Below are 14,055 nucleotides of genomic sequence, written 5' to 3' on the forward strand. Positions count from 1 at the left end.
TTTCCGGCAGCATTGAAAATCTATGCATGAGCGGCAACCCTGTCGCCGCCCCTTGTTACGCATAAAAATCGATCGGCTTGATCCCATCCTTGCGCCATGCCAGCTCGCCCTCACCACTCCGCACGCCGAATGATGCCATATCCTGTGCTATCAAGCTCAGCATGCGATCTGGCTCCAGCGAGTTCAACGCTTGCCATTTTTGGGAATGCGCCGTCGTGATACGCTGAGCTACTGTCGAATTAGCTCGATCTGTTTCCATCGGTTGCAAATTAATCTCGGCATTCTCGAAATAATCGAACGGATTCAAACCATCCCGCAAAAACTCGTCGACATTGAATAGCGACGCGGGACCATTTGAACTTCGCAATGCCGTCACTGCATCAACTAACGTCTCCGCGCCTTCATTTAAGCCCAAGCTATGCAAGGTTTCGTGGTCGCCGATCGTTCGAGGCGAGATGAACGAACCATTCTCTCGACCGGCGTTGTCGGATGCAGGACTGCTCCCTGGACGATAGGCAAGGGCGACGTTACCAAGCGTGCCGGTGGTGCCATTGCTACGAGTAAACACTGCTGTTGATAATAATATGTTACTACCGACCGCTGCCTGGCCTTGTCGATGCTGTGCGCGCTGTGCAATTTCGGTGATGCCATGCTGCGCGAGAGTCTTAAGCTCGCCAGTATCGGTTACGCCATCGCCATCTGTATCGCTCCAAACTTTGAGTTCGCCGAATCGCGCATCAGAAGCGTTCAGAACGCCGTCTTCATTACTGTCGAGCGCTGTCAGTGCTTCTAGGTCACTGCTTGCTTCCTTATCCTCGCTTGCAAAGCTCAATTCTGATGCGTGATTGACGCGACCATCATTGTTGCGGTCGATTACCAGGAATCCGTCTCCCCCAGCCGCCCAGCCGGTATCGTCAAGGATGCCATCACCATTCATATCAAATGATGCACTTGCCTTCTTTATTGAGCGCATTTCGACGCCATCACCGTCAAGATCAAGAATGATTGGAGAGAGCAAGCCTGTTGTCTCGTTGGCAAATCTCAAGAGCGACGAAGCCCCAAGCACCCCAGCCCGCGCATCAACCTCGCCCTTTCTTTTGTTGGGAGCTATTGCCATCTGGCCATTGGCGTAATTGATCGAGTAGCGACGAGACTTGCGTTCAAAATTCAAACTTTGCACCGCGATCTCGGGTATGTTGCTGGCTGCCGAATAATAAGTCAGCGCTGCATCTACAAATTGCCGAGTGGTACCGTTGGTTCGCGTATAGGTACCGCGATTGATAATCGCTACATCACCGAGCTGCGTTGTGCCGTTGACTGCGGTTCCGGTAAGACCAATCGATCGCACACCCGCCTGCGTGAACGACAATATCTCACCGCTCTCTGCAGCACCATCTCCATCCTTATCCTGCCAAATACGGAAATCAGAGAAGCGAGTGTCAAGGGCCGACAATATGCCATCACGATTGCTGTCAAAAGCGCGCAAACCCTCAAGGTCGGATCGCGCACCAGCCACATCATCTATGAAGCTAAACTCGCCCGCATTACTAACCGTGCCATTGCCGTCACGATCAAGAAACAAGAAACCTTCGGTCGAGCCAATCCAGCTCGTATCGTCGGCGAGACTATCTCCGTCGAGATCGTAGCGTGCGGCGCTTTCGCTGGCCGACAACGTCTCAATACCATTGCCATCAAGATCGAGAATGATAGGTGATGCGACATTGACTGTTACGCCACCTTGGAAGCTCAGTTGCTCAATGCTTGAAAGCGTATCAGTGCCATCATTCCCATCGATGTTTATCTCATTGTCGACAACAGTGACCGCTCCGCCATTTGTCACAAATGTATAGGTTCCGATCGCACCGCTGAAATAGGCAATATCAGTACCTGTGTTCCCGGCCAAAAAGTCGTTACCAGCACCGCCAGTTAGATGGTCGGCAACTAGCGACCCAGTCAGTGAGTCGTTGCCTCCCGCACCATAAATACGAAGCCGCGAAGGCATCGGATTGCTCGGTGCCCCCGGGCCAATGATGGTCGTGTCTGCATTGGTTCCAGCGATCAGGTCCAAATACCAAATAAATTGGGCTGCAGACAGATTTAGACTTGTAGAGTTTACGGTTATCGCAAAGCTATTGTTGATGTCGGTGCTGCCAGTGATACTTTCGATACTTAGGAGAGAAGCGACTGACAGATCCCAGCCCGCACCATCAAGATAATCGAAGCCCTCGCCGCCATCGACGGAGACGTTGGTTGCGTTGGATTTCAAATCAAAGTCGTCAACTCCACTCCCTCCGTACACTGCGCTGTTGGAGCCACGAATGTCGATCTGATCATTACCGTCGTCGCCATAGGCGCTGTCGAGATAGCCAACTGAAATATAATCGTTTCCAGCATCTCCATAAAACGTGTCTGCCGCGTTGTCGGTTCGATCTGCTATCATGGTGTCATTGCCAGCACCGCCCCGCAGAACATCGGCACCATTACCACCCTGTAATGTGTCGTTCCCGTCCAGGCCGATCAGTTCGTCGCTTCCATTGTCTCCGAACAAGTAATTTGCAAAATTGTCGCCTTCGATAATATCATTGAAGGCTGAACCCGCAGCCCATTCTACGCTTACATAGGTGTCACCCAGCGCATCGCCAGCAGTACCCCCGTTCAAAAGCGAGAATGCGACACCAGAGGCTGATGCGCTATACAACACACGATCCGCCCCAATACCGCCATCAACCAAATCTATCCCTGACCCGGGATAAATAAAGTCATCGCCGTTACCTCCGCGAAGAACGTCGTCGCCGGCATTGCCGTAAAGATTATCGTTGGAATCTCCGCCAAGCAGTTCGTCATTGAGTTGACCGCCATTGATGTTGTCCGAACCAGCCAAACCATCGATCCGATTGCGACTATTTCCCGATCCATTAATCGTATCGTTTCCAGCGGTGCCGTAAGTCCAAGGCACTTCGGCTGACTGCACATTTACAGTAACTGTTGCCGAACTTGTCTGATTACCGTCACTTACAGTATAGCGGAAGCTCCCAATACCTACAAAGCTCTCGCTTGCCTCAAAACTGATCCTACCATCCGCATTGATCTGTACTAAGCCGCCTACAGGCGAATCTACTCCGACTATAGCGAGTGTATCACCGTCAGCGTCGCTATCGTTTGCTAGTACGGCGAGAGGATCGATAAGTAGTTGAGCGCCTGCCACTACTGACAGCCCTGAGTCATTTACGGAAACTGGTGCATCGTTGACAGGATTGATGGTCAAATTGAAGGTATCGACAGCGTTTGCTTGGCCGTCGCTCGCTGATATGGCTATCTCCATCACACCATTAAAATTTGCAGGCGGCGTCCCAGTTATGCGACTGCCATCGAAACTGAGCCAGGCTGGCAAATCGCTGCCGTCAGCTAGTCGTGCTGTGAGGACAAGCATATCACCGTCAGCGTCGCGAAATACGCCTTCGCGCAATACAATGTTAACATTTTCGTCTTCGCTTATCTGCCAATCGTATAGGGTCTGGGCTACTGAAGGAGCAGCATTCTCGAGCGCGACGGAGATATTGAACAACTGTTCGGCAGCAAAATTGCCATCGGAGGCCGTCAATCGCACGACAAGCGCGCCTGTAAAGTCGGCAGGCGGGGCCCCGGCAAAGCGGGTTCCGTTGAAGTTCAACCAACTCGGCAATGCTGATCCGTCGGCTAGCACGGCCGCAAAGCTCAACGCATCACCGTCGACATCGACAAAGGCATTAGCCGGAATCGCAATGTCTACTGCCACTCCCGAAGCAAATCGATAGTCTGGCAAAATCTGATCGACAACTGGTGCATCGTTAACTTCCGCAATCTCTATACTTACGAAATCATGCACGCTGGCAGTGCCGTTGGTTGCGACGATGCGAAGGTCGAGCGTCCCATTAAAGTTAGGTGGCGGATTGCCAGTCAAGCGAGTGCCATCGAAACTCAGCCATGTCGGCAATGCCGACCCATTGGCAAGCGACGCGGTGAGTAGGAGAGACCCTGTGAGCGACGATTCAAAGGAGGACGATGGAATATTCAAGTCAAAGAAACTGTCTTCTACGAACTGCGTCCCATCGATTGCCGACAGTGCATCTGGTGCGAGTAAAGACTGCTCCAGCACTATGGTTACGTCACGTGTAATCGCTGCGCCTAATGCATCGCGAATTTCAACTTGATAGGTCAACTGCAGCCTATCGCTGAGACCAAGGTAGTCAAAATCGAACACGCCCGGGTCGAAACTCCATACGGCAGTTTTTGATGCACCTGCTCCCGTCGGAGCGCTCAACGACAGCCATGAAAGGAGCTCGGACTGCTCGGGAAGACCGCTGCTTACGCCATCAACCGAAACGCTAAGCAAGTTGATCGTGTGCGTTTGGTCCTGATCAACATCGGTAAAGCGGATTTCGCCATTTGCGCCGATCAATGGCGTATTGGGTGACAGTGACGCGCCAAATACGCCGCCAATTATTCCTGGGGTCTGATTAGTGCCGGTGACCATGATTTCGACATTGCGCATCACAAGGCCTTGGCGGCCATCGTCGATCTGCAAGCTGTAATTCAGCGTTACCGTTTCGCCGTCACCGAGATAGTCGAATAAGCTACTTTCAGCACTAAAAAACCAATGAGCAGCCCCGTTGTTCGCTCCTGCCGCTTCGGTTGCGATCTGCCCGCCGAGTAGGTCAACAAGCTCGCTCGCCGGGGGTAGCCCACTGGCATTCCCGGTTAGGGCAACATCTACCACAGAAATACCATGCGTGTCGGCCAAATCCGCATCACTGAATTCAAACTCGCCAGCAAGAGTCAGCAGGCCTGATGATACCGCGGCAACTTCTGCGTAATATTCGCCAGACCCGAATATCGGCGTGTCGTTCTGATCGATCAGCGCCAGAATTTGCGGACCGTCCAGCGTAGCTCCGTCATCAAACGAAAAGGAGAGAGCTCCGCCATAATAAAGCGGAAAATCTCCATAGGCAGGAAGGAAGTAGGTTCTATCTGTGAGGTCAAGCGCTGGATCGCGCGTAAATTGCAGCCTAATGACATCGCCATCACCTAAGTCGACGATCAACTCGTTTTCAACTCCCGTTCGAATTTCAACGTCTTCGGAGGAAATGCCAACGAAATTGAGAAAGACCGTGTTTTGCCGGTAATCGTCATTAGTACCGAGATCGCGCGCGATATGAATTGTAAGCTCTCCATAACCGCGCTGATAAAAGATATCGTCATACCCTCCACCGCCATCAATGACGTCCCCTGCGCCCTTTGGATCAAAATATTGATCGTTGAGGTCACCCCGCAGTTTAACCACTGTTTCGGGATCGCTGGACATCGCATCGGTAACGGCAGAAGTGTTGGCCATATCGAGCAAGGTTGCAAAGCTCGTCTGCTCAAATCCGTCGTCAAGATAGCCAAAATGCCTGAAGACTGCGAAATTTGGGTCAGTTTCGATACTGTTGACGAATTCCAAAACATCGCCATCACCGAAATCGATAATTAGATCGCCTGCTTCGGTGGTGCGCAACGAGGCGGTACTCATCGATAGACCGCCTCCAAGGTTGACAAGGTTTTCGCCCAGTTCGACGCCAAAATCGAAATCTTCAGGAATGGCTATGTTGATTCTGATGTGACCATAACCTTGATTGAACACAAATGTGTCCCTCGGCGATACGCTGAATATTTCTGTTGCAAAGCCACGCGTGTCAAAGGTTCCACCGAACAGATCGCCTGTAAGCGTTGTTTGCCCAGCTTTGCCGCGATAGATTTCCTTTATCGCATCGGCATATTCCCATGACGAACCATCGGCGAATTCGAAACGCATTACGCCAGAATAGGATTCCGTGACACTCGGGTACGGTAACGGCGCTTCGCTTCGTGCGCGAAGCAAAACGACACGATCATGTTCGTTCAACGACAGAATCATGTCGCCTTGTTCGTTAGTCGAAACCGCCAAGTTATCGGGATTTATGCCTGCGCCGAGGCGCAGGACCGAACCATAGGGCGGAATTCCAGATACAAACGAACCGATCTGGCTTTGATCAATGATCAACTCGCCATATCCTTGATTGAATATGTAAACGTCATTGCCACCGCTACCGGTAATGGCAGAAACCACACCACGCGTGTCAACGACATTATTGAATTCACCGGGTGAGAGCAGCGAGCCGTTCAGAACGCCAGACCCGCTTCGTTCAAAGAGGTCGGAACTTGTCCATGAGGTCCCATTTGCGAAACGCACTTCGGATACAGGAAGCTCAGACTGGTCAGGATCATATTCGAAATATATCCGATCATCGGACCCTGCAATAATCATCACACTGCCGCGAATTGTCGTTCCATCAGAATAGTTGAATATCGCGATATCATCAGGTTCGATGTCTTCGCCAAACTCGATGATATTCGAGCCCTCAATAAAATCAGGGTCTTCGGTGAAATTCTGGTTCTGCGTGTCGACAATCAGATCCTGTCCATCGCCGCGCGAAAAGCGATAGACGTCGGTGTAGGATTGATTTCCTTCCATGCGGTCATCGCCGCGACCGCCAACAAATATCTGCGCCGCAGTTCCACCAGAGAGAAGATCATTTCCGTCAAGGCCTTCTAGGAGCCCACCTTGCGCCGATCCAAAAAGCACGTCGTTGCCTGGTGTGGCTCCGAACAGCGCACCAAAAAGCTGCTGAGGTGTCCAAACCACATCATTCTCAAAACGGAATTCTCCGGTTCTTAAAACTGGGTGGCCTCGTTCGATTGTGAGGCTGTCGCTTGTGCCAACAATAGTCAGAATTATGGTGTTGCCATCAGCCGATGCTGAAATTTCAATCTGCTCAGGCAGGACTCCAACACCAAATTCTATTGCATCTTGGGACGAAATATAAGCCGAATCTCGTTTAAGAATATCCGCTCCAGATCCCAGTCCGAACAGGAATATGTTCGTACCGCCGCCGCCTGACAAGATGTCGTCACCACTACCGCCATCAATCAGCTCGTCAGAATGACCACCTTCGATGATGTCATTACCATCACCGCCCGTCAGCATTCCGCCATGATATGAACCATTGATATGATCATTGCCTGCAGTCGAAACCTGTGTTGACAGGATGAATGCATCAATCGTTGTCGCAGGCTCATTTACAAAGCGGATTTCGTTTGCGCCGTAGGAACTGTTGAACATCACATCGCGCAGCGTGATCGATTGATCTTCTCCTGCAATTCTCAGGATCAAGTCGCTGCCATCATCGCTGACTTCAGCCAAGATATCAGATAGCGTGATGCCGCTGGCAAATTCAACGTAGTCCCCTAGACCTGCAAATTCGATGATGTCGTGGCCATCGCCACGCGCAAAGCGGTGCGCGTCAGCACCAACGCCACCTCTCAGCAGGTCGTTGCCTGTACTGCCGATCAATATGTCGGTGCCGGAACGACCAACCAATATGTCATTCCCAGATCCGCCATCCAGTGTATCATCACCGTGATTGCCGTTGCCCATGCCGCCGATCAGTTCGTCATTGCCGTTGCCGCCAAGAATTGTCTCGCTCGCGGTTGAGCCAATGAACCGGTCATCGCCTTCAGTCGGTGTTAAGGCAAATCCCAGCAAATGCGCGCCGTTAAAGACATCTCCATTGGTGAAACGGAGACGCAAGCGGCCAATATTGAGCATAAAATCGCTGATTGTAATCGATTGATCTTCGCCCGTAACGCGTATGACCAGCGCATGCCCCTCATCAGATTGCTCGAAACTCAAATCAGCAAGGGTAACACTATTGTCAAACGCGATGGTCTTGGTTTCACTTGCAGAAACATTCGATATTTGTGGATCGCCGATAGTAACGAAGTCATGGCCATCACCTCGGGAGAATCGGAACTCATCGCGCCCGAAAATATCTCCAAGCTGGTCATTTCCTCGTCCGCCAATCAGAATGTCGTCGCCAATATAGCCGCGCAAACGATCATTGCCTTCGCCGCCTGCAAGCGTCGAGCCGCTCAAGAATGCAAAAAGCGCATCATTTCCGTCGGTACCTGCGACCGCATTCGTGCGAACGTCTGCTTCGGTCCAAATCGTGCCATCTGCATAGATGATCCGAATGCTGCCATTGCCAAAGTCACCCGCAAGAGCGCCACGCAATATAATTGATTGATCTTCTCCGCTGACCCGCAGAATCAGGTCTTGTCCGTTCTCTGCTCCACGGATTGAAATATCTGTCGGCGAAATACCGCGACCCAACTCGATCGTTACAAATCCGCCAACGTCAGAAACTATGTCATGGCCATCGCCACGAGCGAAACGATAGACATCGTCGCCCCAAGAGCCGTTAAGTCCGTCGTTGCCGAGGCCACCATCAAATATATCACCCGCATCATTGAAGCGTTCAGCAAGTCCCCCCGCTAAGCTTCCGTTCAATATGTCATTGCCAGCCCCACCGATGAGCGTCTCATCTGCCGACGTCCCTCTTATGCGATCGTCGCCGCTCGTCGCACGCTGCGCCATCACCAGATCACGGATAAACCTCCCGCTCCACGATGGCCCGTCGGGAAATGTAATCCGTTCCATAGTCGGATTCCCGCTGGCATCGAGATAGTCCTTGATGAGTACCGTTTCATTTCGTCCTTTAAAGCGGATGCGCAGATCGCGTCCGCTTGCTCCTTCAACAGTTAAAACAGCAAGCGTAGAACGGAGCGTGCCTTGAAACGCCACTTCATCATTGGCCCCTGCACTATCAATCACAATGTCCTGGCCAAAACCATCGGCCAAAACATATGTATCGTCGCCCCGCCCGCCCTGCAGGTTGTCATTTCCTTGGCCGCCTGAAAGTACATCAACTCGCGCAAAACCATCTGCATCGCCGACAACTATTCCGTTGCCGGAAACAAAATTTGCAATCCCGCTTTGCGGATTGAAAAAAACTCCCAGCATTCTGTTGCCTGTGTAAGCTCGGCGTCTTACGTCCAGTAATGACCCTTCAGGATCAATAATGTTGAGTATTGTGGAGCGCCCAGCATACCATTCTAGCCACCCGCTATTGGGATTTTGGGCGTCAAACTCAAAACTCTCGAGTTCCGCATCAATGAACGCGGCAGTGTCGCCTAAAATAGAATTCGTCGAAACTTCATATTGCAGCATAGAGAAACGCCGCAGGAATGGGTCTGTGATCGCGTCGACTGCCGCTCCATTCAAAATTTGCCCGAGCAGCAGCTCCAAGCTTTCCGCTTCCTCGTCATTAGTTGCTTCATTAAGCGCGCTAATTATTTGCGAAATCTGATTGTCTCGACTGCCATTCTGCAGCGCATTCGCCCAGCCGATGGCGAAACGCGCTGCAAAATCTTGAGACATTAATGCAAATGCGGCGTGAAAGTTTGGATTTCCAGCGCCCCGGTCATTGAGAATGGACCGTCCAATTATGCGTTCTGCAGTAAGTTCGATTTGAAACTCATCTAACTCACCTTGCAAAACTGGCACGCCTGCCCATCTGGCCAGAATGTTTTCAAACGCGCTAGCCTCATAATGATGAGTAGTCTCGCCAGTTTGCAAAAAGCCATAGCGATAATAATCGGGCGCTTTTATCGAATAAGCTCGCCCCACAAAGTCAGAAATGTCTTCATAAGATCCAGTGACGAAGTCCTGAACCATCTGCTTGAGAATGGGGTCGAGCGTCATCGCAACCCACAGGTCGGGTAGGTCGCCATATCCCTTCAGATTCGGAAGTGACAAAACCTCGTCATCGTAAGTGAAATTGTCGGGCAGGACAAAACGCGTATTTGTTTGATCGTTTCTAAAAGCAACAGCAACTGCTTCCGCTTCAAATCCACCCGCTTCTGAGAACGAACCAATGCCAAGAAGAGTGTTTCCAGCTCTGCGTTGTTCCGAACTGCGCGGCACCCTAAATTGCAGCCCGATCGAAAACACGTCGTTCTGATCTATTTGTGTCAATTCGGTCGCTTCGCTAATCCCGTTACGATTTGCGTCGCGCCAGACGATCAATCGGTCCCAGACTGCATCTGCCGAGTCGATGCGCCCGTCATCATTGCCGTCGTATTCGGCGAGTGCTTCGAAGCCATTCCGGGTTGCGCTACCGAACAACTCCAGACCATTGTCGACCACCCCATTGTTATTTGAATCAATTGCAAGGAAGCCTTCACCTGCACCTACCCAGCCGGTGCGTTCTGCAAAACCGTCGCCATCGAGATCGAAGAAGACATTGGATCCAGTGAGCGAAGACATCGAAACGCCGTTGCCATCAAGATCGAGAACCAGAGGATCTCGATTGCTAAAACTGTTGGGAAAATGACGCCCGGGATTGTTGCGATCACGATTACGTCGCGGATCATCTTCGTCGCTGGCCTCGGTCAGTGAAATACCTGCATAGCCATTGGTGAAATTTGAAATGGTGATGCTGGTTCCCGCGGAGGCACCTGCGGTAAGCGTAACTTTCAGATCCGATCCCAAAAGTTCATACTCTTCGCCGGCACGACCGACATAGATCGTTTCGCCTTCCTCGCGTTCGCCGCCTTGAAGGACCAGATCTGAAAAGGATACAAGTATGTCGTCACCGTCGATATCGTTTATGATATCGCCACCATTGACAAAGAAGCGATCAGCACCTTCGCCACCGAAAACATTGTCGATCGATCCGCTATTATTCGGCTCATCTTCAGCGGAATCGATTCGGTCGTTCCCCTGTCCGCCGGTAAGTGTATCGTTGCCAAGTCCGCCGACCAGAATGTCGCGTCCGTCATCACCGTCGATAGAATCGTCACCAAGGCCGCCAACTAATCGGTTGGCCACTCCATTCCCAACGAGAATATCATCGCCATCCCCGCCAGTCACAGCCTCTGCGCCACGCACTTCGATAGTTAAGGCGTTGCCACCCGCACCGGACAAGCTGACGAAATCGCTCGATAGATCGACCAACAGATTCTGCTGCCAGTTGGAGAGATTAATATGATCGTAAGCTCCCGACGTCTGGCGACCGAGATCGATATAGTCGATGACCGCTGCATTGATATCCTGCTCAATCCGCAACGTATCCTCGCCTGTGCCTGCCTGCACAGCGGCCAGTTCAAGCGAAATCAGCTGGTCACCGCCAAAATTACCTGCCGATCCGTTTGCATTGAGTGCACCGACAATCTCCAGCCCGAAGCCGTCATTTGGCCCTGTCACGCCTGGGATTGACTGCGCGTTTGCCGTCAGGCGGATCGTTGAATCCCCCTGATCATAAGCAAAAACAACTGTGTCTGTGCCCGAACCGCCGTCAAGTTCATCCACTTCATTGTCGAAATTGGCGACAAGTTCGTCATCGCCATCGCCGCCGTCCACATTGTCGGCACCATAGCCACCGCTAAGATAATCGTTGTTATCTCCCCCTTCTAGGATGTCGCCGCCTTCTCCTCCGGCCAACCAATCATCACCGCTGCCACCGCGCAGCACATCGACACCATCACCGGCGACTATAATATCCGTTCCTGTCCCGCCATCGATCGCGTCAGAACCAGCCCCACTTACAACAAAATTGTTGGAATTACCCAGCGTTGTCGAAACGCTAGCGTCACCAGTCACGAACATTGAGAGCGTATTAGAAGATGAAGCAGCGAAATTGGGTGAGGTTGAGAAGGCGAAGACAATCTCGTCGATATCGTGAAGCAGGTTCCCCCCCACTTCATCACTGTACCATCGACTAATCATGTCGAGGTCAACACTAGCACTTACCGCATTGATGGTCGCATCGACAAGGCCGGTCCGCTCGCGGGATTCATGCAACGGAGTGGCCAAGGTGCGGCCTGAAAGCGACCATAAAGTATCACTGAAACTGATACGCAACGCATCCGGGACACCTTCGGTTCCACTTCCATCAAGCGACAATATCCCTTCGAGAGCTGCTGCATTGGCTGTTGGCGCGCCATCGCCAAGCGCTTCTACATCGCGCACCGCCATCAACCCGGCAAATTCAACAATGATACGTCCGATGGAATCGTTGAGGCTATCGCCTGCCCAAGTTGGCATCAAATTATATCGCAGTACCGATCCGAAATCCGCTGCATCGTCAAACATTGCGCGGATGCCGACGTCGCCGAACGGGCGTTCGCCTTCATCTATCGCCGAATAGGCAATGGCAGATTGTAATACATATCCAGACGAAGTTATTTCGCCCTTATACCCCGCCGCTTCGGGTATCGAATTGGCCACGGCTTCAGAAAAATAGGCAGGTATCAGCGAGGCCGCAGCGTATTGCCAGTTTACATTGGCGTTGTCGCGAGCCCATAGCAAAGTAACCAGTAACGCTTGGGAATGGAGTTGGATAGTGTTTGCCAATGATGCGATTGGAGACAAACCCGTCGTTAAAACTTGGTTGTCGACCGCCAACTCAAGCGCAGCTGTTCCAGTTGCTACTGTGCCACCTGCCAAAGCGGGGACAAACGGGACAATGGCGTTCAATGGCAGTGAGGCGGCAAACGGCAGACCACCCAATCGAGTCCCTATCGCAACTTCTCCTAGAACATGGTAAGCATCCGGCAGCCCGGTCTGCACGAGCGAGAGAGGAACATTGACGCCGTGTGCCTGCACATATGCGGCAATACCGAATGGAACATGGTCAAATAGTAGCGCTCTATTGCCAGATAGCGCGGATACGAAACCAGCCAAACTGCCACCGAGACTGTGGCCTGTAATAGTATAATTTCCCGGGGTATTATACGGAGATTTACCGGTAACGGCGGAATAGAAATCTAGCGCCAACCGGGGTTGCCCCCCGTAAGGAAAGCCTGCCCCGTTGCTCCACCCCTGCCAAATATCTCGCGAAAAGGGGCTGATGCCGTTGGTATCCTGATAATCCGACCCCCGATAGGAAATCACCGTTCCCGAGAGGCCGTCTATCTCCGCATCGGAAACATCATAAGCGATCGCGTAAAAGCCGGTTGCTTGCCAGCTTGCATATTGATCAGCAGTTATACCTAGTCCGTCGCGAGACCGAATCCGCGCGTTGCCAATTTGGGTACCATCCACTTTGACACCGAAGCCGTAATCGCGATTGTACGCATCCATAGCAAGGATCGAGAGGAATAAATCACGACTCAATGTCATTTAAACAACTCCGTTGAAAAACTATTCGGTCCGACTAACTGAATAGGATCAGTGACTTCATCCAGGTACTTTGGCGGATTAGACTTAAGAGTTCCGCGTTCCAGCCCGATGCTCTTTAGCCACCCCAACCGCTTCTCAATCCCTGTCGTCACCTCTTCATCGGTGACCTGCACGGTGATGACCTTCAGCCGATAGCCCTTGCCAAAACTGGCTTCGAGATTGTCGGGATCAACCCGCTCCACGCTTGTCGGGTCCTTGATATCCTTGAAGGTAACGAGGAGAGGGTATGCGCTAATGCTGCAATTCAAGGCATCGGCGCAGCCTGTTTCCATTTTCGGCGGCAATATTCTGACGTCGCGCCCGCGCCCCATCCGTTCCAGCATCGCTCGGGCGTCGCCATAGTCAGCCATGTCGACAGCTTGGGCCACCCGCAGGAATGTGAAAGGGGTGACGTCATTGGTCTCCCCACGTAGCAAAGCAAAAAGCGTTTTTCCTTTGCCAAGATCTACAGCAACTGCCTCGCCCTTGAAAGATATCCCTCCAGTACGCCCAGACGATTGCCGCATCCATTCGGGGTTACTGACTGCTCGCAATTGGATGACGCTCGATCCGGAATTGATTCCTTGGGGCGTTTCAACTTCTACAGTCAGGCGATAGCGCGCCTCCGTCGAAGGGCGGACAAGCGCGTCGCACCCCGAAACCACCAAGGCCATCCCGCCCAGCAACAGCCCGCCAAAAATCCTGCGCGTGATCATGCGTTCATCCTTTCACAGAAAATTTCGCGATTGGTTGCAGCAATGTACTGCGACTGAGAATATCGATTACTGACTACGGAATGATAATTCCAATCAAGTACGGACAAAAAGGCCGTATTTTCGAACTTCGTGACCCAAAAGTGACGTTTTTCATCAGGAACTACGCAAAATATAGAAAAACTCATTGCGCCTCCAAAAAGCAGAATCCAATCCGCCACCATC

2 protein-coding genes are annotated in these 14,055 nt (G+C 51.9%); both read right to left on the reverse strand.

Annotation, left to right across the window (positions count from 1 at the left end):
- Positions 1 to 55: 55 nt before the first annotated feature.
- Positions 56 to 13,078, reverse strand: a complete 13,023-nt coding sequence (locus DXH95_RS16295) for a tandem-95 repeat protein (RefSeq protein WP_115548933.1) — start codon at positions 13,076 to 13,078, stop codon at positions 56 to 58.
- Positions 13,075 to 13,833 carry a hypothetical protein gene (locus DXH95_RS08580; RefSeq protein WP_115548934.1) on the reverse strand — a complete coding sequence of 253 codons (759 nt, stop codon included), beginning with the start codon at positions 13,831 to 13,833 and terminating at the stop codon, positions 13,075 to 13,077. Before DXH95_RS08580 ends, DXH95_RS16295 begins: the two co-directional genes overlap by 4 nt.
- Between the last annotated feature and the right edge of the window lie 222 nt (positions 13,834 to 14,055).

It is taken from the genome of Sphingorhabdus pulchriflava, assembly GCF_003367235.1.
GTDB lineage: Bacteria > Pseudomonadota > Alphaproteobacteria > Sphingomonadales > Sphingomonadaceae > Sphingorhabdus_B > Sphingorhabdus_B pulchriflava.